The sequence below is a fragment of the Rhodocytophaga aerolata genome, from assembly GCF_030503435.1.
GTDB lineage: Bacteria > Bacteroidota > Bacteroidia > Cytophagales > 172606-1 > Rhodocytophaga > Rhodocytophaga aerolata.
The window spans coordinates 1-23,007 of sequence record NZ_JAUKPO010000016.1; the positions used below are offsets into that span (position 1 = coordinate 1).

Genomic DNA, 23,007 nt, shown 5'->3' on the forward strand with positions numbered 1-23,007 from the left:
ATAATGAATAATGAATAATGAATAATGAATAATGAATAATGAATAATGAATAATGCAAACCACCTAAATTAAATTGACTGTAAGGAAACAAAAAGGTCTGGCTCCATTGAACCAGACCTTTTTTATATAATGTATTTGTGTATTTGACTATTACCTCTGTACTTCCCAGGAAGGTGCCGTGCTTGGAGCAGGCAAATTAGGTTTATTGCCAAAGCGTTTTTTTACTTTTGAAATAACTCTCTCAAAGGTCATATAGGCAGAGGGTACTAATACCAGAGTTAAGAGCAAAGAACTGGTCAATCCCCCAATAATTACCCAGGCCAGGCCATTTTTCGTTTCAGCGCCTGCACCGGATGCCAAAGCAATGGGCAACATACCGAACACCATCGCCAGGGTAGTCATTAAGATAGGACGCAGACGTTCCCGGCCTGCTTCTATCAGCGCCTCACGCACAGCCATGCCTTTTTCGCGCAAGTGGTTGGTAAAGTCTACCAGCAGGATGGCATTTTTGGCTACCAGACCCATCAGCATAATCATACCAATGATAGAGAAAATACTTAGGTTTTCTCTGGCCAAGGCTAGAGCCATTAATGCACCAATTAAGGCAACTGGCAGCGAGAACAATACTATAAATGGATAGATGAATGAATCGTACAAAGCCACCATAATCAGGTAAACAAACACAATCGCAATGACCAGGGCAATACCCAGACTGCTAAAGGCATCGCCTTGCTGCTGCAAACTACCAGCATATTCAATGACAATACCATCGGGCAATGTTTTCTTTTGCATAAGTGCTTGTATATCTGCACCTACCGTACCAACCGGGCGTCCAACTACCTGAGAGTTAACCGTAATAGATGTAAGCCTGTCGCGACGTTCGAGTACACTGGCACCTAATTCCTGATTTACTGTCGCAAATTGTTTCAACTCTACCTGCTGACCCCGGTTGTTGACAAACATAAGCTTCTCCACATCTTCTTTGCTTGAGCGGTTAAACTTATCGAGCGAAACCAGAATGTCGTATTCAAAACCTTCTTCCCGGTATTTGGACTGGTCGTTTCCATTGAAGGCTGTTTGCAAGGTGCTTCCTACGTCTGCCACAGACAAGCCCAGTGCCGCCATGCGTTCACGGTCGATATGTACCTGTAATTCCGGATTAGGATCTTCCACAGAAAATTCAACATCGGCTGTGCCTGGTACCTGCTTTACAACATTGAGTACAATATTGGCAGCTTCCTGTACCTTGGCTAATTCGGTACCTTTTAAGGCAATCTGGATAGGGGCCTGGTTGGCATTTCCGGTAATACCAGTAGGCGCAGCTTTCACCTGTACACCAGGAATTTTATTAATTTCTTTCTTAATCTGTGCGCCAAACTCCTCACTGCTAATGCTGCGCTCTTTTTTATCTACCAGAATTACCGTTAGTTCAGAGCGGTTGCTGGTACCTGTACTGGCTCCCATGGTAGTGCTGGAACGCCCTACCTGGCTCAACACCAGTTTCACTTCCGGGCGTTTCCGGATAAGGTCTTCTACCTGTTTGGTGATCTGATTATTCTGATATACGGTTACCTGTGGGTCCATTTTCAGGGATACAACTATTTCTCCACGGTCGCCCTGCGCTGTAAATTCACTTCCGATAAACCCAAGCGGAACCAACGCAATAGAACCTACAAACAGAATAAAGGAAACCAGATAAATTGCCCAGCGGTGACTTAACGCCCATTGTAAGATGCGGGTATATGCTTCTTGTAACGAATTAAAACCTCTTTCAAAGCCCAGAGATATACGGCCCCAAAGCGTCTTATTGGTAAAATGGTCCAACTTACCAAAGCGGGAAGCCAGCATTGGCGTAATGGTAAAAGACACAAATAAACTCATTAGGGTAGAAAATACTACCACCAGCGAAAACTCGCGTACGATGTTACCAATCAACCCGGAAACTACAGACATTGGCAAGAACACCACCACGTCTACCAAGGTAATGGCAAGGGCTGTAAAACCAATTTCATTCCGTCCATCCAGGGCAGCCGTGCGTTTGTCTTTGCCCATTTCCATGTGGCGGTAAATGTTTTCCAACACCACAATGGAGTCATCCACCAGAATACCTACCACCAGCGAAAGAGCCATCAACGTCATCAGGTTGAGCGAGAAGCCCATTACATACATCAGAATAAAGGTAGATATCATAGAGGTTGGTAAGGCCACCATAACAATGAGTGAGCTACGCAAACTATGCAGGAATACCAGCATTACCCCTGCCACAATAACAACTGCCAGCATCAGGTCAAACTGTACAGCATCGGCAGAGGCAAGGGTATAGGTAGACGTATCGTTGGCAATGCTGAATTTTACTCCTTCGGCCGCATACATCCGTTCAACGTTTGCCAGTTCTGCCCGTATTTTCTCACTTACATCCACCGCATTCGCATCGGCTTGTTTCTGAATGATAATACCAATGGATGAGCGGCCATCTATGCGGTTCAACGTCGTAATTTCGGCTACACCATCTACCACTTCTGCTACGTCTCCAACGGTAATGCGGCTTCCACTCGGCTGATAGGATACAACCAGGTTACGTATTTGATCAAGTGAAGCAAACTTTGCGGCTACCCGCAGGCTGTATTGCTGCTCCGTAGTTTCTACCTTTCCGGTAGGGAAATCCTGATTAGCACTGATAATAGCTTGGGTTACCTGATTTAGAGAAAGGCCATATGCTTTTAACTTTTCCAGATTTGCATTCACCTGGATCTCACGTTCCTGGCCACCAACCAGTGTAATCTGGCCAACACCTTGTACTTTAGCTAACTGTGGCTGTATCCGGTCTTCTACCAGCTTATAAAACTGAGTAGGGCTTACATTACCAGATATTCCCAGCTGCAATACTGGCAAATCACCGGTAGAGAATTTGTTTATAGTTGGGGCATCTACCTCATCTGGCATCTGGGCCATTACCGCATTTACTTTGCGCTGGGCATCCTGTACGGCCTGGTCTATGTCTGCTGACTGTAACAACTGAATCACTACCAACGATACTCCTTCCCGGGAGGTAGACTGAATTTTATCCAGATTTTCCAGAGAGGAAAGAGCATCTTCCAGCTTTTTCGTAACAGATGTTTCCACCTCGCCAGCTGCTGCACCAGGATATACCGTAACAATGGACATTACGGGCGCCTCAAATTCGGGAAGCAGGTTATAATTCAGATTAGAGTAACTAATCATCCCAAGAATACCTAGCACGGTAAAAATTACAATGACCAGTGCCGGGCGTTTAATGGATATTTCGGTTATTGACATTTTGTTGATTTCCTGTTAAATGATTGTTCGATTAAATCAGTATTGGCTGACATACTTTCCCGATTACTGATTCATGCTAGATGTATTACCAGAGGCAGCTGCCTTACCAGTGTCTTGAGCTGTTACACCGTTTTGAGCACCCGATTGGATAATGCTTACCTTGGTGCTGTCTGCCAGGTTGATCTGCCCGGTAGTAACTACCCGTTCGCCTTCCTGCAATCCTTCTTGTACTTCCAGATAGCTGCCATTATCGGCACCTACGGTTATTTTCTTTAACTTAGCTACATTGTTCTGGTCTACCACATATACTTTGGCATCACGGATACTACCCACCAGGGCATCTCTTGGAATTTGCAACGTAGGAACCTGGCTTTTCCGGTTAAAGGCTGTATTTACATAGGTACCAGCTTTCAAAGTATATTTGCTCTGGTTGTTGAAAGCAATTTCTACCGGATAATTATGGGCATCGTCGCCACGTGGGCTGATAAACGTAATTTTACCTTCATAAGTAACGCCAGGAAATACGGTAGCAGTAATTTGTACAGGATCACCCACTTTTAATGCATACACATCATTTTCAGCAACATTCAACTGCACTTTCAGGCGGGATACGTCTACTACCGTAACAATAGAAGTACCGATGTTTACAAAGGCTCCGGCCTCTACGGCTTTCTGCGTAATCTGTCCGCTGATTGGCGCTCTGACAACTGCGTTAGATAACTGTTTGCGGGCTTGTTCTACAGCAATTTGTGCATTTTCGAAGCCTAGTTTATACTGATCGTATTGTGCTTGTGTAGCCGCTCCTCCTTCAAATAGGTTCTTATACCGCTCCAGGTTCTGTTTGGCATCCGCTAGCTGTTGTTCCGCATTTGCTACCGCTAAGGCCTGTAGTTTATTGTCAATGCGTCCGATCACCTGACCCTTTTTTACTTCATCACCCAGGTCTACATTCAGGCTAAGTAAGTTGCCCTGTACTTCCGCCTTTATTTCTATTACCTGATTGGCAGCTACAGTACCAATCATGCTCAAATTTCTCTCGCTGATCCGGTTTTGCACTGGCGCTACATTGACGGCAACGGCTACATTGGTATTATCCGGTAATTTATTCTTTTCATCAATAGCCTTTTTATTGCTTACCAGGCGGAAGGCAACTAAACCAACTACTGCTATGATGACCACTATTGTGATAATTCGTTTCATACGTTCTAAACTTTGCTAGTTATTGTGTGCGTAAAATTTATTTTGAGTTAAGATAGGAGAGTAAGTTGCCTTTGGCTCTTTCCAGATCCAGGCGGGCAGTATATAAGTCTAACAGGGTAGTGATATAGGTGTTCTGAGCCTGCCGCAGGGCAGTTTCTGCATTTACCACATCGGTAGAAGTACCCACTCCTTCTCTGAATTCCAGTTGTGTAACCTGGTATACTTCCTGCGCCAAGTCAACATTTTGCTGTTCATCTTCAATGCGTTGCAAGGTGTTGCGGTACAAGGTTAACGCATTGGATACTTCCAGGTTGATGCTTTGCCGGGTAAAGTTTATCCGTTCTTCCAGCTGCAGGGATTTTAGTTTTGCCTGCTGTACCAGCGCATTTCGTTGTAAGCCATCGAAAATCGGAATCCGCAACCGCAGACCAATGGACGAAGTAGCATAATCTACCCAGCTGTTTCCGGAAGTTTTGAAAAAACCAAAATTCGGACCTTGTCCTACATACCCATAATTAGCAAAAGCTGTCAGGGTAGGAAAGTAGCCGGTAACGGTATTCTTCTTATCCAGTTCCTGCAATTCCAGATTGGTTTGTAAGACTTTGTATTCTATGCGGTTATTGTAGAAGTTATCGGTTACATCCGTAAGCACAGCTTCTTCCTGACTGAATGTAAGCACGGTATCGCTGAGGGTAATAGGCTGAGTTAATGGCATACCCATCTGGAACTTCAAGGCATTGGTAACCTGTACCAGATTGGCTTCTGCCTGCTTAATCTGAGATTCCAGGTTGCTGGCATTTACCCGCAAGCGGTTTACATCTACCCGTTTGGCTACTCCGTTTTTGTATTGCAGTTCGGTGTTGGCCAGGGTAGCTTGTGTGTTTGCCAGATTAGTTTGCAGGAGCACCAGTTGTTTCTGCACCACAATTACCTGATAATAAGCATCCGCTATGCTATAGGCTGTTTCCTCATTTACCTGCTGGGTAGTCTGCTGGTATAACTGGTTACTGGCCTTGGCTGCTTTTAATCCTACCCAGAAAGAAGGGTCCAGGATCATCTGGGTTGCTTCTCCGGTAAGCGTGCTGTTGTATTTAAAACCCAAAGGTATACCGGCTCCTTCGGCATTATTGCCATTGTTGCTGCCACTCCCAGTTCCGGTTGTATCACCACGGCCCAGAAAACTGCCAGCTCCAGGAATTACCAGTAAAGGCACTTTCAGCCTGTTTTCAAAATTTCCATTGATGTTTACCTGAGGTAAGCCTCGCCCCCGGATCTGATTTACCTGTTGACGGGCAATGCGCTCATCGAAGCGGGCAATTTTAATGTTGCTGTTGTTCTGGCTGGCGTAATTGATACAATCTTTGATAGAGAAAGCCTCAGGTTCGCCAGCAGACTGCGCAGTAGCCGGATTTGCACCCAGCAACAAGCCTACGGCTACTAACCCACAGGTTACCTGCCGCTGAACTGCTGAAATAATGTTGTGTAAACGATTCATTGCTATACTTCTGATTGGAACGACTCTGTTATTCATGTAGATTTATTGTAAACTTTTAATGAACCGGCGGTTTGCCCTTTCCAGGAAATGCTCCGGCTCCCACTCATCCTGTTCTTTATTTTTGTCTTGCATAATTAAGGCCATGGTTACAAAGCCATTCACAATACACATCCACTGAAAGAACAGCTCTTTTACTTCTTTTTCCTGTAAGGATGGCGCTAAAGATTTAATTGTACTCTTTATTAGTTCGCCGATGGCAAGCAATTCCTGTGGCCGCTCCAGAGCCAGCGATGGGATTGTTTCAATGCCATACATTAGTTTATATAGCTCTGTATGTTCATTGGCAAATTGCCAGTGAGCCATAGCATAATTAACTAACCGCTGGCTGGGGTCCTCATGCGTTTGAGCTTCCAGTAAACTCCGCAGGATATTAAATCCTTCAATGGCCAGTTCGTAAAAAACAGCCTCTTTGTTGGCAAAATGCTCATATACAATGGGCGGCGTATAGTCTATTTCATCAGCAATTTTACGGATGGTAACCGATTGCCAGCCTTCGGAAATAGCTATTTTCCGGGCTGCTTGCAGAATACCTCCCCGTAACGATTCTTTTTGCCTGATTTTTCTATGTGTACTACTCATTCATTTAATGGCTTTAGAAAATCTAACTAAGTTAGATAATGCAATAATACTTTTTAATTTGAATAAGTTTCAAATTTCCGGACAAAATATTTTTGGAGTCGATGTAAGATAAATCCAACTATGTAAAAAATAAGTGATCTATATTTTAGCTAATATTTTCTTTATTTAGTACATTTTGCGAAAATTAAGTGAATATTCATCTTGAAATTTTTCTAAAGTCATAAAACCTCCCTTATTCTATGAAAGGAATCTCTATCTACCGTGCTACTTTTATACTTGCATTTGGCATAGCCTTGGTTGCTGCACTTTACTATGGCCGTCAGTTCTTTATTCCTTTTACATTCGGATGTTTGCTGGCTATGCTTTTTCTCCCGGTATGCAAAAAACTGGAAAGCTGGGGTGTCGGCCGTGTGCCTGCTATTCTTCTTTGCCTGTTCCTTATTTTTCTATTGTTAGGGGCTGTTGCCGCAGTCTTGTCTTTGCAGGCTGCCAGCTTTGCCAAAGACCTGCCCCAGATACAGGAAAAGCTTACGCAGGTAATTACTACGTTGCAGGACTGGATACAAAGCCGATTTGGTGTATCGCCACAGAAGCAGCTGGACATGCTCAAGAAAGGGGTTTCTTCACTTTCTCAATCAGGTAGCAATTTTGTAACAATGTTTTTTTCAGGGTTATTGGGTAGCCTTACATCTTTTGCTCTGGTGCTGGTATATATCTTTTTTCTATTATGGAAGCGGGAGAAATACGAAGAGTTTTTCTTAAAACTAACCAGAAACGAAAACAAACCAGAGGCAAAAGAAACATTAGGGCAGATTACCAAAGTTTCTTCCGATTACCTGGCCGGGCGTATGTTATCTATGGGGATGTTGGCTATTCTCTACAGTATTGGTTTTTCAATTGTCGGGTTAAAGAATGGAATACTGCTAGGCATTATTGCCGTTATTCCTACGATTATACCCTATGTAGGTCCGTTAATCGGTGGCTTTTTTCCTCTGGCCATGGCCTTTGTCGCTAGTTCTTCCGATTTAGTTATACCTGTGCTGCTGGTTTTGGTGGTAGCGCAAGCGGTAGACAATTACCTGATTGAGCCATTTGTACTAGGTTCCAACCTGAATCTGAGTCCTTTTGTCACGATTGTAAGTATTGTTGTGGGAGAGTTAATCTGGGGCGTGGCGGGTATGATCTTATTTATTCCGCTGTTTGCCATGATTCATATTGTGGCAGATCATGTGCCGGCTTTACATCCTATTGCATTTTTGCTAGGTGATACAGAAGGCGAACCAGCGTTTATTGGGAAAATAAAAGAATGGGTTGGTAAAGCCAAAGAGAAAGCAAAAAAATAAATACAAGCCAGGAAAGTAGAATAGTCAGAATTGAAAGATAGCAGCCGCTTTATTCAAATGGAATTACATCAGTAAAGGGCAGGCTTTGTAACGATTTAACTTTAATTTTTATAAGACTGATTGTGCCTGGCTACGTATAAGGCGTAATACAACCTATTTGTCCATTAAAAAACTTCATAAACCAATTATGCAAACCCAGGCACATCCACTTACCAAAGTAATATCTTTTAAAGGCATCCAGGTAACCGGCGTAACTAGTAGTGAACAGGGAAGGCTTTTTGCTAATTTTCCCCGTTGGCACGGAAACCTACCCTTCTCGGTGGTAGAAGTTCTCAGGGATGGAACCTATCAGCCTTACCCAACCAAAGAATGGAATACCTGGAGCGGGCAACCGCAAGAAAATACCTTTACCTGTGTTCAATCGGTCGTAGCCCACGGCAACTCATTATTTGTACTAGATCCGGCGAGTCCGATGATGAAAGGAGTACAAGGAAATGCAGCTTTATACGAGTTTGATTTATCCACCAATCAACTAAAACAAAAGTGGACCTTTGACAAAAGCATTGCCCCGGAAAAATCTTACCTCAACGATTTGCGGATTGATGCCGAAGCCGGAAAAATTTATATGACTGAATCTGGTCTGGGAGCCATTATCGTTCTGGATGTGCATACTGGCCAGGCCAGGCGTTTACTGGCCGATCATCCTTCTACCAAATCTGAAGATGTATGGCTAACGGTGGAGGGGGAGAGATGGGTAAAAGAGGGAGAAAAGCCCCAAATGCATGCGGATGGCATAGCCCTCTCACATGACAAGCAATATCTCTATTACCACGCCCTCACGGGTTATACTTTGTACCGCATTGCCACTGCCGCACTGAACGACTCAGCAATTGACGAAGCAACCCTGGCATCTAAGGTTGAAGACATGGGCCAGACCCCGGCGCCTGACGGAATGATTTTCGATCAACAGGGAAACCTCTACATGGGCAACCTGGAAGGCAATGCAGTGATGTACCGGACGGACGATGGCGTAATACATATGCTGGCGCAGCATGAGGAATTAAAATGGCCAGATACCTTTACATTAGATAATCAAGGAAATTTATACGTGACTACTTCCCGCATTCACGAAATGGAAGGAGATATATCGGATTTAGAATTTGCTATTTTCAAAATGAAGACTGTTTAGCAAAAGCAGGAAGGGATACATTGCTGGCTTAGGCAGAAATGCTTAACTGCCTATTCCAGTTTATGCACCAGGTAATCTGTTAGCTTTTGCCATTGCACCTTCTGGAAGAACGCCCAGCCTCCTTCGGCTATTAATGTATTGATAACCGAACGATTGCCTGCTTCCTCTCCCTGATTATTGATCCCTTCATTTTTGCCGATTTCTGAAGCGGTTATGCGCTTTCCCTGCCATTCCACCCGGAACGTGCTGCTGGCTTCTTTGTTAAAAAAATGCTCAATCTTGTTATCCGGATCATGGGTAGTAGGATTTTCACTGGGATTCACCGTAAATTCTGCCAGCTTGTCTTCCGAACGTATACTGGTTACCTGAACCCAGTTTTCCGGCATGGGTCCGGGCAAAAGTATGCGGATATAGTCGCCAACCTGGGGAGACTGCGCTTTTTTCCGTTGGCCGCCAGCTGTATGTAATTCAAAGGAGGAGCTTAATCCTGGTAACGCTGACCAGGCATCCACATCAAACAACTTCTCCTTCGATCGCTTAAAATGCTGGAAAGCCATTTGCTCGCTTTCAAAATCCTGGGAACTGGTGTAGAGTTTATCCTTGGTTTCTTCCCCTTGTAACACGCGGCCTTCTTTTTTTGCACCGCTAAAAAAATCTTTAATACCCATAATCGTATCTATTTGTAGATAGGCATAAAAGTCAGCACTATCCTGAAACAGTCTTACGTATATGGGCTATTTTCGGTTTACCTGGATGCATGTAGTAGAATCAGGTTATCTGTGAAAAAGGTACTGGTAAGTTTAAACGGGAGGTTGTGGATTTGGCTTTCAATTCAACGTTTACTGTTTCGGCATTCGATAAAGCGGCTTTGGTAAGTTGTCAGTAATAATACTTATTTGCAGTTATAGCGGTAAGTTTAGACTGCTAAATGAAAGGAATGAGTTAAAAGGCCAAAATTTTTTATGTTTACGATTGGTTAAGCTTTGATCTATAATCAAAAAAATTAAATCTTAATACATAGGAAGGATATACAATTGATTCGCTTTACCTTTTTTTTCACAACAAATTCAATGGCTTGTCTTCTATTTTTGTTATTCTCTAGAATAAGATTACTGATTTAACAAGATGTTTATTTTTTCTAAAATTATTGGAGTGTAAGCATTTACCGCCACGCCTTCTAATAAAGTTTTAATTGTTCTTAAAGACTCATTTATAATAATAAACTTTGGTTTTGGGGATTTGCTTTGTGCAATAATTGTTTCCAATTCTGACAAAGCCTCGTCTTTCTCTTCTTTGCCAATTTGAATTATATCAATAGCCTTTTTAATCTCTTCAACGAGTAATAATATTGAGTCCGTATTTTCATTTTTATATGAATTACTCTGAAATGCGTTTGGGCTTCCTTGTTGAATTGAGGAGCCGTACATATTTTGAACACTAATTATATTAATGGGCAAAAAGTGTTTGGTTGGCTTTTCTGGGTGTTCAATCGCTTCTTCAATTTCTAAAACACCTCTATGAGTTATAGTTAAAACCCTATCCCTCGTTTTACCCTCTATGAGGTATTCTCCTTTCAAAAAGGACACAATATTATCTGTTACCTCATTGTCTAAATTTAATTCTTGGCCTATTTCATAGGTATATACACCCTTATGTATATTGCCGTCTGTTTTTTGATATAACCTTTGCAAAAACAAAAATCTATATTTCTTCTTTTCTTCAATATCCATATATCAATTTACATCTATAAATAAAATTAGAAGATAATAATGCTTATAATGCCCTCTTTATTAGAGTACGCTATATTTGCTTTATGGAATCTATTGTATTTTATACCCAACAAATAGCAAAGTAAAAAATTTATAAATTTTGTATCGTTTTTTGTATCGCTAATAAAGAAAAAGCCCCGTAACTTCTTGAGTTACAGGGCTACAGGGGTTTGCTTTGTAGCGGGAGCAGGACTCGAACCTGCGACCTTTGGGTTATGAGCCCAACGAGCTACCAACTGCTCCATCCCGCGCTATAATTTGGTCCACAAACTTACCTGGTATTTTTGTATAAAACAAGTAGCTTTGTAAAATATTTTTAAATACTGGCCTTTCAAATAGTAAATGTTTGATACTGTGCACAGTCTTTGTAAAATTTACGTATCTCTGCATATTCACACTGCATGCTATGACAACGCCACCAGAACACAAAGCCGGATTTGTAAGTATTATCGGGAAGCCTAATGTAGGGAAGTCCACCTTGATGAACGCCTTGGTCGGCGAAAAGCTTTCAATTATTACATCAAAAGCGCAGACAACCCGCCACCGCATTATGGGGATTATCAATGGAGACAATTTTCAAATTGTATACTCCGACACCCCAGGGATCATTGAGCCCAAGTATGAACTTCACAAATCCATGATGCGTTTTGTGCAAACCTCACTGGAAGATGCCGATGTAGTGTTATTTGTTACCGATATTTATGAAAAAACCGGGGAAGAAGAGCTTATTGCCAGGCTTCAACATATACAGGTACCGCTGTTTCTGGTGCTGAACAAAATAGATCAGGCCACCCAGGAGCAGGTGAATGAACGCCTTACTTTCTGGCAGGAAAAAATTAATCCCAAAGAGGTAATGGCTGTTTCTGCCTTGAATAAATTTAATACTGAACGCATTTTGCAGGCTATCCAGGAACATCTACCCTTACACCCGCCGTATTTTCCGAAAGATGAATTAACCGACAAGCCCGAACGTTTCTTTGCGGCAGAGATTATCCGGGAAAAAATATTTCTAAACTATAAAAAAGAAGTGCCCTATAGCTGCGAAGTAGTAGTTACCGAGTTCAAAGAAAAAGAAGATATTATTGTGATCCGGGCGGAAATAATGGTGGAACGGGCTACTCAACGGGCTATTATTATCGGACACCAGGGAGAGGCTATTAAAAAAGTAGGCATACAGGCCAGAGAAGATATGGAAGCTTTTTTTGGAAAAAAGATATTTCTGGAACAATACGTAAAAGTAGAACCAGACTGGCGGTCTCAAACTAAATCGCTGGACAGGTTTGGCTACAATAGCTAAGCTAAAAATCCGGGAATCTGTGCAGGAGAAATTTTAGCTATGTTTGCAGGATTCCAAGAGGTAGCCTTATAAGGCTTAGAATCATACAGAGGTAGGCAAACCTGTAGCACCGGAATTATTTTGAGCCAATGCATGGAAACCACTGGCTCACATACTATACTCAATTACTCAATCTATTTATTATACAAGTAAAATGGCAAATATAGTTGCAATTGTTGGCAGGCCCAATGTTGGAAAATCTACCTTGTTTAACCGGCTCATCGAAAGCCGCAAGGCCATCATGGACGATGTAAGCGGTGTTACCCGCGACCGGCATTATGGATACGCAGAATGGACAGGGAAATTTTTTACGGTGATCGATACTGGGGGCTATGTAGTAGGCTCTGAAGATATTTTTGAAGGAGCCATCCGCGAGCAGGTAGAAATTGCCATTGAAGAAGCTTCCGTCGTGTTATTTATGGTGGATCTTAACACTGGCCTTACCGACCTGGATAAAGATTTTGCCTCTGTTATGCGCAGATCCAAGAAGCCTGTGCTGGTAGTAGCCAACAAAGCCGATACACACGAAAAAGCCATGGCCATGCATGAGTTTTATGCCTTGGGCTTGGGAGAAATCTACCCTGTTTCCTCACAGAACGGCTCTGGAACCGGCGACCTGCTGGACGAAGTGGTGAAGCATTTCCCGGATGAGGGAATAGAAAATCCGGAAGAAGGTATTCCCAGATTTGCTGTACTGGGAAGGCCCAATGTGGGTAAATCATCGTTTGTAAATATGCTGCTGGGGAAAGACCGTACTATTGTTACAGATATAGCCGGCACTACCCGCGATTCGATTCACACACATTACAATGCTTTTGGAAAAGAGTTTATATTAATTGACACAGCCGGTATCCGCCGGAAAGCAAAAGTAACCGACAATATTGAATTTTATTCAGTCATGCGGTCTATTCAGGCACTGGAAGAAGCAGATGTTTGTATTATTATGCTGGATGCCACCAGGGGTATAGAGTCGCAGGACGTAAATATTGTTGCCCTGGCAGCTAAAAACAAAAAAGGCATGGTATTGATGGTAAATAAATGGGATTTGATTGAGAAAGATACACAAACAGCTAAGAAGTTTACCGAGGCTATTGTGGATAAGTTGAAGCCCTTAGATTACCTGCCCATTATTTTTACATCGGTTACCGAGAAGCAGCGGATTTTTAAAGCTATTGAAAAAGCAGTAGAAGTGCATGAGAACCGCCGCCGGAAAATTCCTACCTCTGCCCTGAACGATGCCATGCTCAAGGAGATAGACAACTATCCGCCGCCAGCTATTAAAGGGAAGTTTGTGAAAATTAAGTACGTAACCCAGTTGCCTATTTATACGCCAACGTTTGCCTTTTTCTGTAATTTGCCCCAGTATATTCAGCCTGCCTATGAACGGTACCTGGAAAATAAGCTGCGGGAACACTTTAGTTTTGAAGGGGTGCCTATTACTGTGGTGTTCCGGAAAAAATAATACCTGTTTACGCGAATGCATGCAAACAAAAGTGGGGAGAGTATGTTAAATACCTTAAAATTCAAACCACTTAGTTATTATGCCTTACATACAAGCAGAAAAAAATGTAGAATTATTTTATCAGGACTGGGGTTCCGGCCGGCCAGTTGTGTTGATTCATGGCTGGCCCCTGAGCCACGAAATGTGGGAATACCAGCTTACCGAACTGCCAAAACATGGCCTCCGCTGCATCGCCTATGACCGCAGAGGCTTCGGTAAATCATCCAAACCCTGGCAAAGCTACGATTACGATACATTAGCATAAGACCTGAATGCCGTACTGGAGCAATTAGATTTACAGGATGTAACCCTGGTCGGTTTTTCAATGGGCGGGGGAGAAGTAGTGCGTTATTTGAGCCGGTATGGCAGTGCCCGTGTGGCGAGTGCCGTACTATTGGGTGCGGTTCCGCCCTTTTTGTTGAAAACAGATAATAATCCCTAAGGAGTAGACCAGGCTGTTTTCGATCAGATAAAAGAACAAATAACACAAGACCGGGCAGCTTTCTTAACCGATTTTGGCAAAAAGTTCTTCGGGGTAAGTCTGTTGAAACATCCGGTAAGTGAGCCAATGCTGGAATACGCCAGAATGCTGGCTTTACTAGGTTCACCTAAAGCTACCCTGGACTGTGTAGTCTCTTTCTCTGCCACCGACTTCCGGGCCGACTTGCCCAAGGTGCAAGTGCCGACTCTAATTATCCATGGCAGCAGCGACCAGACTGTACCAATTGAAGCCTCCGGCAACCGTACCGCTCAGATGATTCCCCAGGCGCAATATATTGTATATGAAGGCGCTCCACATGGGTTCTATTATACTGAAAAAGACCGATTAAATCAGGATTTACTGTCGTTTATTTCGCAAACTGCACCCAAAACGGCATCTTCAGCAGTGAGCAATTAATTTGCTTGCTCCCTATTCTATTACAAAACACCTCACTGGTTCAAACTCCGGTGAGGTGTTTTTTTTGCCATCTACGATTCGGTCGGCTACGCTACTATCTTCAGTTATTCTTACCAAGTAAAGCTTTTACGCATGTTTGGCGTATATTTTGTAAAATCATTCTAATAAAAAAAATCTACTTTCACGCCGGATGAATCTTATTATCTTGTAAATTTTAGAAAAATCTATCGCATTACCCTGGCTTTTCCCTAAAGCACCTTATGAAAACAATTAACCTTAAATTCTCTGTATTTCTTGCCTTGTTGTTGGTATATGCTTGTAAAAGCAGCCAGGTGGAGGTACGCACCCGCAACTTTCAGGAACAGGTAGATCTGCAACAAAACCTGATTTTTACCTTTACCAATGATCTGATTGCTGACTCGCTGGTGAACAAATGGGACACTACAGCTTATATTGAGTTTACTCCCAACGTCCGCGGCAAATTCAAATGGACCAGTACCAATGAGTTGCTCTTCTCGCCTGACCCAGGCTTCCGGCCAAGCACCGATTATCAGGCTACGCTTACCAAAGCAGTTTTAAATAAGGCTCAATCCGGTACTAAATTAGCTTTGGCAGAGAACACAACCTTTGCTTTTCATACACCTTACCTGGCATTGCAGGAAAGCGATATGTACTGGGCTAAAAATCCCAATGATTCCATAGAAATACGGCTGAATCTCAACTTTAACTATCAGGTAAACCCCATGGAAGTGGCCAACCTGCTGAGTATCCAGATTGGCGGACAAAAAGCTGCTTTTAAGGTAACCAGTTCTGTTATTGCCGAAACAGTCAGTGTAAGTATTACCCAGCCAACCGGTACAACCTATGATGATAAAACTGCCGTGATCACCATTCGGGAAGGCTTAAAATGTGCCCAGAGTGATTATGTGAGCAAAAAGCCCATGGAGCTGAAAAAAGATATTCCTGGCAAAGATGAATTTAAAATTATGCAGGTGAATGCTGAATATGAAGGCGAAAGTGGCTATATCCAGGTGTTTACCAACCAGACGGTCGAAAGCACCAAACTTTCCAGATTCATCACCCTGGACCCAGCTACCGACTTTTCAGTAGAAACCGGCGACTTCGGATTTATTATCAAAGGTGACTTTAAAGTAGGTAGTTATTCGCTAAAGATTGCAAAAAACCTGCGGGGAATTTTTGGTGGCACCTTGCCCGATGCTTACGAGCAGGTGGTTGTTTTCGGCGAAATGCAGCCTTATATCAGCTTTGCTTCTAAAAAAGGTTTATACCTGACCAGCAAAGGCAGCAAAAATATAGGTGTAAAAATTATTAATGTGCCTAAAGTACGGGTAACCGTTTATAAGATCTACGAAAATAATATTCTGCCTTTTATGCGGAACAATGGCATCTACAGCCCCTGGTATGCAGAAGGCGAGTACGAGCCAGGCTATTATTTAGGCGAAGAAGGCGATAACCAGTATGGCGATGTAGTCTTAGACCGGGAAGTAGAAACCAAAAGCCTGGGTAAGTCCGGAAATATGCATGTGTTGAACCTGGAATTGCCATCCAGTACCAATGCCTTTAAAGGGATTTATGCGGTAAAAGTATCTTCTACCGAAGACCAGTGGTTGTATTCGACCAAACTGGTATCTATCTCAGATATGGGTTTTATGGTGAAAGAAACAGGCAATGAAATCCATGTATTTGCCAACTCCATCCTTACGGCCAATCCCTTAGCTGGGGTAAGTGTAAACCTGATCAGTTCTAATAACCAGTCGGTCTACACGGCCGAAACCGATGCCGATGGCGTTGCCCGGTTCACAGACCTTCAAACAAAAGCACCTGATTTTAACATACAAATGATTACTGCCCGCCAGGGAGATGATTTTACGTACTTGCTCTTTAATCAGAATAAAGTAGAAACATCCAGATATGAAGTAGGCGGTATGCGGGAAAATCCTTCGGGCTACCAGGCGTTTATTTATGGCGAACGGGATATTTACCGGCCAGGCGAAACCGTGAATCTAAATACCGTAATCCGGAATGCACAGTGGAAAACAGTAGGGGACATGCCAGTGAAGTTGAAGGTTTTGCAGCCGAATGGCAAAGAATTTACTATGCTGAAAGGCAACTTAAACAGCCAGAGTGCCTTTGCCGCTTCTTTCACTATTCCTACAAGTGCCGTTACTGGAACCTATATGGCAGAGGTATATACGTCTAATGATGTGCTCCTGAGCAGCAAAGCCATCAGCATTGAAGAGTTTATTCCAGACCGCATTAAGGTTACTGTGAATTTAGGTAAGCCTGTGTATGAGGCAGAGGAAGAAATAGCTGTGAAAGCCACAGCCCTCAACCTGTTCGGTCCTCCGGCGGCTAACCGCAATTATGAGATGACGTTCGATTTGAAACGAAAAAACCTGATTCCTAAAGCCTATGCAGATTATACGTTTTTTGTTACAAATAATTCTGCCGGAGGCGAAAATAGCAGGCAGGGCAGGGGCAGAAATAATTCAGAAGGGTTTACTTTTAAACAGGAACTCCGCCAGGGAAAAACCGATGCAGAGGGATTAATCCAGGAGAATTTTACCGTGCCTGCAGAATACAAAGATTTCGGTATCCTTACTGGTTCTATATTTACTACGGTGTTTGATGAATCTGGCCGCCCGGTAAACCGGATGAACCGCTTTGATGTGCTGACCCAGGAGGTTTTTTATGGCATCAAGCAAACAGATTCCTATGTATCTACCAACCAGCCGGTGCAAGTGCCTCTGATTGCTCTTAATAAAGATGAAAAGCCCTTACAAAACGTAAAAGCCCAGGTGCAACTAATCCGCCTCAACTGGCAAACAGCCCTGGTGAAAAACGAATCTGGTTCCTATAATTATGTATCGCAGAAGAAAGAGCAATTTTTAGAAGACAAAACCATTACGGTGAGTGGTACCAATACAGTCTACACCTTTGTGCCCCGCCAATCCGGAGAGTACGAAGTACGGATAATGAAACCAGGTTCAAGTGCTTATGTCAGCATTGGTTATTATGCGTATGGATATGGCTATACGGAGAACTCTTCTTTTGAAGTAGATAAAGAAGGCCAGATTACCATGGAACTGGACAAACCAACCTACCAGGTAGGCGACAAAGCGCAAATACTCATGAAAACGCCTTTTGCCGGAAAAATCCTGGTATCCATTGAGCGGAACAAAGTATTTGAACATGTGTATGTAAACACGGATAAAAAATCGGCTTCCGTTACTATTCCCATCAAAGAAGAGTACCTGCCCAATGTATATATAACCGCTACGCTTATTAAACCAGTAGACGATGGGGCTATTCCGCTGACAGTAGCCCACGGATTTGTACCTGTGCCAGTAGAAGCACCAGATAAAAAACTTCCGGTAGAACTCGTAGCGGCTGCCCAGTCAGGTTCCAAAACCAAACAGACCATTACGGTTAAAACCAAACCTAATACAGAAGTAACACTGGCAGTAGTAGACGAAGGGATTCTGCAACTGAAAAATTATACCTCCCCCAATCCATATGAATATTTCTTCCAGAAACGAGCCCTGGAAGTAAAATCGTATGACTTGTATCCACGGCTGTTTCCTGAACTGAGCAGCAAAAGCAGTGTAGGGGGAGATGGGTATGACCTTTCCAGAAGAGTAAATCCGCTGACGAATAAACGGGTAAAACTGGTGGCTTTCTGGAGTGGCACCTTAACCACTAATGGCAATGGGGAGGCGCAATATACGGTAGATATTCCGCAATTCTCCGGCGATCTGCGCATCATGGCTGTGGCGTATAAAGACAATGCCTTTGGTGCAGCCAGCAAAAATATGAAAGTAGCCGACCCAGTGGTGATCAGCACTTCGATGCCGCGTTTCTTGAGTCCTGGAGATAAATTACTCGTGCCTGTAACCCTGACCAATACAACAACTGCTGCCACGAATGCAACCATTAAACTACAAGTGAAGGGTGGACTGGCCATAGAAGAAGCGAGTGAGCAAACGGTGGAATTACCAGCCAACAGTGAATCGCAGGTGCAATTTGCGGTAAATGCGGCTCCGGCAATCGGTAGTGGAGAAGTGGTAGTAGAAGTACAGGCATTCAACAAAACGTATACAGATAACACGGATATTACCATCCGGCCAATTACTTCGTTGCTGAAAACCAGTGGGTCAGGAGTGGCAGCAGCCGGAACATCTACCAACGTAAAAATAGCTGCCGATTTTATACCGGCAACTACCCAGGCCAAGCTGGTGGTGAGCAAATCTCCTTTGGCTCAATTTACCGAACACCTGGAGTACTTACTGGTTTATCCGTATGGCTGTGTGGAACAGACTACTTCCGGAGCTTTTCCACAGTTGTATGCAGCCGAACTTAGTTCTGCTCTTTCGAAGAACCGGGCAGCGGCAGCCTTTACAAGTAAAAATACCCGCAGTATTGCCCACGAAAATGTGCAAGCAGCCATTAGCCGCCTGCAATCTATGCAAATGTATAATGGGGCGCTTAGCTACTGGCCAGAAGGGGGCTATGAAAGCTGGTGGGGTACTACCTATGCCGGGCATTTCTTATTGGAAGCTAAAAAAGCCGGTTTTCAAGTAAGTGAGGTGGTCCTGGATCGGATGATGTCGTATCTGCAACAACAAGTGAAGCTGAAAAAACTGGAGGAGTATTTCTATTATAATGAACAAGGCACCCGCCTTTCTAAAAAAATTGCTCCCAAAGAAGTAGCCTATACCTTATATGTACTGGCTTTGGCGGGTGAGGGGGATATTGCCAGCATGAACTACTACAAATCTAACAAAGATGTACTGGCCCTTGACTCTAAATACCTCCTGGCAAGCACTTACTTACTGCTAGGCGATAATGCCGGATACAAAGCCCTCTTACCCACAAGTTTTACTGGCGAACGTTCGGTAAATGCGTTTGGCGGCAGTTTTTATTCCTATATCCGCGATGAAGCAATTGCCTTGAATGTGCTGCTGGAAACCGACTCAAAAAATGCCCAGATTCCCATGATGGCAAAACACCTCTCTGAACAGATGAAGGCACAGAAATACCTAAATACCCAGGAAAGAGCCTTCGGCTTGCTGGCTTTGGGTAAACTGGCTAAAAAGAATAATGAAACGGAAATAAAGGCGGACCTTAAACAAGGCAACACAACCCTTGCCTCCTTCAATGGAGAAGACGTGGTATTGACAAAGAATCTGGCAAACAAAAACATTACTATTCAACCTAGCGGAAGTGGTTCTTTGTATTATTTCTGGCAGGCAGAAGGGTTAAGTGAAACAGGTCAGGTTGCTGAAGAAGATAGTTATTTGCAGGTGCGGAAAACCTTCTATAACCGCTTTGGTAAACCTATATCCGGCACGTCTTTTAAGCAAAATGATCTGGTGGTCGTAAAGATTACTCTCTCGTCTACCGATGGGTCGTCTGTGCAAAATGTGGTAATTACTGACATGCTGCCTGCCGGCTTTGAAATTGAAAATCCACGCATAGCCGACTTACCTGAAATGACCTGGGCTAGCAATGCGGCCACTGCCGACCACTTCGACGTACGTGACGACCGCATCAACTTTTTCACGACAGCTACTGCGCAGACACAAACATTTTATTATGTAGTTAGGGCGGTATCTAAAGGTACTTTCAAAATGGGTCCTGTCAGTGCCGATGCCATGTATAATGGTGAGTATCACTCTCTCAGCGGAGCCGGAGAAATACGGGTGACAGAAAAAGGTGGAGAGGAGCTTTAGCAGTTAAATCCTGCTATGTAGGTATACGTATAGTTAGTAGGCAGACCAAGGAAAAACTTGTTGAAGGACTTTGTTTCTTGGTCTGCTTCAAACAGCAACGGCTGCATCAGAAAAAACAGAAACCGCTCTCAGGCTTTAACATCTTCTGTGGAATGCAAGCCATGCTTATTGTTTTCTTTGCGGCACTTTCCACACGAAAATCATTCTTTTCTATAACCTTACTCCTTGTTTTCTACCTGTATTTTACTAATTACAGAAAAACCTGCTACTTATCAGCCAGAAAGTAAAAACCTGTAGATAATCCATTGAAGCCTGTTTATTCGCAACAAACAACACGTTTTATTAATGCATGAATTCAATAGACCTTTACCCGCAAAGTCCGCAAAATATAGATAAGTCTATTACCTCGCCAGGCAAAGAATATATCAGACAAGTGACGAAAGTGTTTTGTTCGGTAGTTCTGTTTATGCTGATCTATATGGCTTTGTTAGCCATCGCCGGCGGTATGTTATATTATGGCATACAGGGAGCTTTTTATATCATCACTGCAAAATTTAGTTTCATTACGCTGGCTGCTGGTGCTGGTATGGTAGGCCTAGCAGTGATGTTTGCCTGGTTTATGGTAAAATTTATTTTCAAAACCCGCAAAAATGAGAATCCGCAACGGATACAGATTTTTGAAAATGAGCATCCGCAGCTTTTTGCTTTTATCCGGAAACTGGCTACTGAAACCGGTACCCCTTTCCCTAAGAAAATATTTATTAGTCCGGAAGTAAATGCCTGTGTGTTTTATAACTCCAGCTTTCTGAGTTTGTTTCTGCCTGTACCCAAAAACCTTGAAATTGGCCTGGGTTTAGTTAACTCAGTAAATATGAGTGAATTTAAAGCAGTTATCGCCCATGAATTTGGGCACTTCTCTCAGAAAAGTATGAAGTTGGGAAGTTATATATACACGGTAAATCATATGCTGTATAACCTGGTCTATGAATACGACAGCTGGGATCATACGTTGGAAAAATGGGCGAACATTGGCGGCATCTTTGGTTTTTTTGCCATTGTTACTTTTAAAATGATTAGTGTGGTCCGGTTTATTCTGGGCAAAGCTTATAATTTCATCAACTTGTTTTATATGAGTTTATCCAGGGCTATGGAATACCATGCCGACCTAGTGGCCGTAAGTGTAGCCGGAAGTATACCTATGAAGCATGCCCTCCGCCGGATAGAACTAAGTGCCGTAGCCTACGATTATAGCATGAATTATTTACAGACTCAGGCGGAAAAAGGCAGGTATTCCAGCAATATTTACCTGAATCACCAGGCGGCTATCTCTCATCTGTGCCATACCCATGAGTTGTCAAAATCCGGGCATTTGCCTGTGATTGAAGATACAGATGTGCCCAATAATGCCAGTAAAAGCAGGCTTCGCATTAAGGATCAGTGGGCTTCGCATCCAAGCATGGAAGAACGGGAATTGAATATTTTGAAACACCCGGCAACTGTGGTAATCCACGCAGGTTCTCCCTGGAAACTTTTTGAAAATCCTGCACAAGTACAAGAGGCCATGACGAGGCATCTTTATCAGTTATTGCTGCCAGATACCAAAGACCTGCAGTTGGAAAACGCAGAAATTGTTCAGCAGCACATTAATCAGGAAATAGAAGCTGGCAAACTGGATAGCCGCTACAATGGCTATTACAATGGCCGCACGATAGAATATTTTGATGTACCCCAGACAATAGCTGATATATTTAATAGCCAGGGATATTTTACTAAAGAAGCCGATTTGTTTTCTGATGCTGTGGTGCAGAAAATTGAACAACTCCATACCAATACTCATGATCGGCAAACACTGCAGCAGATAATCTCCGGTCAGGTAGATGCCAAATTTTTTGAATTTGATGCCATTAAATACAGACGGAAAGAGGCAGGACAGCTACGTACTAGGCTGGATACAGAAATTGCTGAACAGCAAAAATGGCTTTGCAATCAGGATAAACAAGTGTTTGGCTATTATTACCGGCTGGCTATGGCACAGGGCAACACCCATTCTATACCATATGCCGCATCGTTTACAGATTACTTTGCCTTACAAGCAGAAGAGAAAAAATTTGCCGGGCTGCTTCACCGGATGCAAGTAGTACAATACCAGCTTATTACCAAACCCCGCTGGACAGACGACGAGCAACGGAACCTGGTTGGCGAAATTAGTTCCTTGCATATGCTGTTTGAAAAGTACCTGCGGGAGGCAGAAGCCATTAATCTTTCTGTACCTATAAATGATCAGGCTGGAGAAAACCAGACTTTCCGGGCATGCATTCTGACTGAACCAGTGGCCGCTGTTTCATCGGTTACCTTTGATTATGAACAACTTCAGGTGTTTGGCAACCAGGTTTCACAGGTAATTAACCGGATAGCAACAGTAACTAACGAATGTTTTAAAAGAATTTTGGCTATGCAGATTTCCCTTAGTCAGGGGGATAAAATCAGCACAGATAATCAGATAGCTTGCTAAGCTGTAAAATGCATAGATATTTAAAACCCAAAAGCTACCTCTACAGGTAGCTTTTGGGTTTATAGGTTTGCAATA

The 23,007-nt window shown here is 43.1% G+C and carries 13 protein-coding genes, 1 tRNA gene and 1 pseudogene; 8 read left to right on the plus strand and 7 right to left on the minus strand.

Features of this window, described 5'->3' with window-relative positions; genetic code table 11:
* Positions 1-150 precede the first annotated feature (150 nt).
* The 4 genes from Q0590_RS22375 to Q0590_RS22390 all read right to left on the minus strand — a co-directional run bounded on the left by Q0590_RS22375 (position 151) and on the right by Q0590_RS22390 (position 6,631).
* Positions 151-3,297, minus strand: a complete 3,147-nt coding sequence (locus Q0590_RS22375; RefSeq protein WP_302039843.1) for an efflux RND transporter permease subunit — start codon at positions 3,295-3,297, stop codon at positions 151-153.
* A gap of 63 nt (positions 3,298-3,360) precedes the next feature.
* Positions 3,361-4,497 carry an efflux RND transporter periplasmic adaptor subunit gene (locus tag Q0590_RS22380; RefSeq protein ID WP_302039844.1) on the minus strand — a complete coding sequence of 379 codons (1,137 nt, stop codon included), beginning with the start codon at positions 4,495-4,497 and terminating at the stop codon, positions 3,361-3,363.
* Between the two features lie 37 nt (positions 4,498-4,534).
* Positions 4,535-5,992, minus strand: coding sequence for a TolC family protein (locus Q0590_RS22385; protein ID WP_302039845.1), 1,458 nt, complete (start codon positions 5,990-5,992; stop codon positions 4,535-4,537).
* 42 nt (positions 5,993-6,034) lie between these two features.
* The gene (locus tag Q0590_RS22390; protein ID WP_302039846.1) at positions 6,035-6,631 is read right to left on the minus strand and encodes a TetR/AcrR family transcriptional regulator; all 597 of its coding nucleotides are present in this window, start codon (positions 6,629-6,631) and stop codon (positions 6,035-6,037) included.
* A gap of 239 nt (positions 6,632-6,870) precedes the next feature.
* Here Q0590_RS22390 and Q0590_RS22395 point away from each other — a divergent pair, with 239 nt between their 5' ends.
* Together Q0590_RS22395 and Q0590_RS22400 are read left to right on the plus strand one after the other, a co-directional pair.
* Positions 6,871-7,974, plus strand: coding sequence for an AI-2E family transporter (locus Q0590_RS22395; protein WP_302039847.1), 1,104 nt, complete (start codon positions 6,871-6,873; stop codon positions 7,972-7,974).
* A 187-nt stretch (positions 7,975-8,161) separates the two neighbouring features.
* A complete protein-coding gene (locus tag Q0590_RS22400) occupies positions 8,162-9,163 on the plus strand; it encodes an SMP-30/gluconolactonase/LRE family protein (RefSeq protein ID WP_302039848.1) in 1,002 nt (333 codons plus the stop codon).
* Between the two features lie 50 nt (positions 9,164-9,213).
* Here Q0590_RS22400 and Q0590_RS22405 read toward each other — a convergent pair whose 3' ends face one another.
* The 3 genes from Q0590_RS22405 to Q0590_RS22415 form a co-directional block, all read right to left on the minus strand.
* Positions 9,214-9,831 carry a hypothetical protein gene (locus Q0590_RS22405; protein WP_302039849.1) on the minus strand — a complete coding sequence of 206 codons (618 nt, stop codon included), beginning with the start codon at positions 9,829-9,831 and terminating at the stop codon, positions 9,214-9,216.
* Positions 9,832-10,272: 441 nt separating this feature from the next.
* Complete coding sequence (locus Q0590_RS22410; RefSeq protein WP_302039850.1) at positions 10,273-10,893, minus strand: hypothetical protein; 621 nt, start codon at positions 10,891-10,893, stop codon at positions 10,273-10,275.
* Between the two features lie 217 nt (positions 10,894-11,110).
* Positions 11,111-11,183 (minus strand) — tRNA-Met (locus tag Q0590_RS22415).
* A gap of 155 nt (positions 11,184-11,338) precedes the next feature.
* On the opposite strand from Q0590_RS22415, the gene era reads away from it, so the two are divergent.
* The 6 genes and pseudogenes from era to Q0590_RS22440 all read left to right on the plus strand — a co-directional run bounded on the left by era (position 11,339) and on the right by Q0590_RS22440 (position 22,932).
* Positions 11,339-12,229: a GTPase Era gene (gene era / locus Q0590_RS22420; RefSeq protein WP_302039851.1), complete on the plus strand. Its 891-nt coding sequence runs from the start codon at positions 11,339-11,341 to the stop codon at positions 12,227-12,229.
* 193 nt (positions 12,230-12,422) lie between these two features.
* Positions 12,423-13,730, plus strand: a complete 1,308-nt coding sequence (gene der, locus Q0590_RS22425; protein ID WP_302039852.1) for a ribosome biogenesis GTPase Der — start codon at positions 12,423-12,425, stop codon at positions 13,728-13,730.
* 79 nt (positions 13,731-13,809) lie between these two features.
* A pseudogene (locus Q0590_RS37565) lies at positions 13,810-14,211 on the plus strand (alpha/beta fold hydrolase).
* Between the two features lie 102 nt (positions 14,212-14,313).
* The gene (locus tag Q0590_RS37570; RefSeq protein WP_366970490.1) at positions 14,314-14,667 is read left to right on the plus strand and encodes an alpha/beta fold hydrolase; all 354 of its coding nucleotides are present in this window, start codon (positions 14,314-14,316) and stop codon (positions 14,665-14,667) included.
* 260 nt (positions 14,668-14,927) lie between these two features.
* Positions 14,928-20,420, plus strand: coding sequence for an alpha-2-macroglobulin family protein (locus tag Q0590_RS22435; RefSeq protein ID WP_302039853.1), 5,493 nt, complete (start codon positions 14,928-14,930; stop codon positions 20,418-20,420).
* 349 nt (positions 20,421-20,769) lie between these two features.
* A complete protein-coding gene (locus Q0590_RS22440) occupies positions 20,770-22,932 on the plus strand; it encodes a M48 family metalloprotease (RefSeq protein WP_302039854.1) in 2,163 nt (720 codons plus the stop codon).
* The last annotated feature ends 75 nt before the right edge of the window (positions 22,933-23,007 follow it).

What these genes read in the sequence shown, in the direction of transcription:
- Q0590_RS22440 (WP_302039854.1), top strand. Translation starts at nt 20,770, where the DNA reads ATGAATTCAATAGACCTTTACCCGCAAAGTCCGCAAAATATAGATAAG.
- Q0590_RS22410 (WP_302039850.1), bottom strand. Translation starts at nt 10,893, where the DNA reads ATGGATATTGAAGAAAAGAAGAAATATAGATTTTTGTTTTTGCAAAGG.
- Q0590_RS22390 (WP_302039846.1), bottom strand. Translation starts at nt 6,631, where the DNA reads ATGAGTAGTACACATAGAAAAATCAGGCAAAAAGAATCGTTACGGGGA.
- Q0590_RS22400 (WP_302039848.1), top strand. Translation starts at nt 8,162, where the DNA reads ATGCAAACCCAGGCACATCCACTTACCAAAGTAATATCTTTTAAAGGC.
- Q0590_RS22385 (WP_302039845.1), bottom strand. Translation starts at nt 5,992, where the DNA reads ATGAATCGTTTACACAACATTATTTCAGCAGTTCAGCGGCAGGTAACC.
- Q0590_RS22395 (WP_302039847.1), top strand. Translation starts at nt 6,871, where the DNA reads ATGAAAGGAATCTCTATCTACCGTGCTACTTTTATACTTGCATTTGGC.
- Q0590_RS22405 (WP_302039849.1), bottom strand. Translation starts at nt 9,831, where the DNA reads ATGGGTATTAAAGATTTTTTTAGCGGTGCAAAAAAAGAAGGCCGCGTG.
- der (WP_302039852.1), top strand. Translation starts at nt 12,423, where the DNA reads ATGGCAAATATAGTTGCAATTGTTGGCAGGCCCAATGTTGGAAAATCT.
- era (WP_302039851.1), top strand. Translation starts at nt 11,339, where the DNA reads ATGACAACGCCACCAGAACACAAAGCCGGATTTGTAAGTATTATCGGG.
- Q0590_RS22435 (WP_302039853.1), top strand. Translation starts at nt 14,928, where the DNA reads ATGAAAACAATTAACCTTAAATTCTCTGTATTTCTTGCCTTGTTGTTG.
- Q0590_RS22380 (WP_302039844.1), bottom strand. Translation starts at nt 4,497, where the DNA reads ATGAAACGAATTATCACAATAGTGGTCATCATAGCAGTAGTTGGTTTA.
- Q0590_RS22375 (WP_302039843.1), bottom strand. Translation starts at nt 3,297, where the DNA reads ATGTCAATAACCGAAATATCCATTAAACGCCCGGCACTGGTCATTGTA.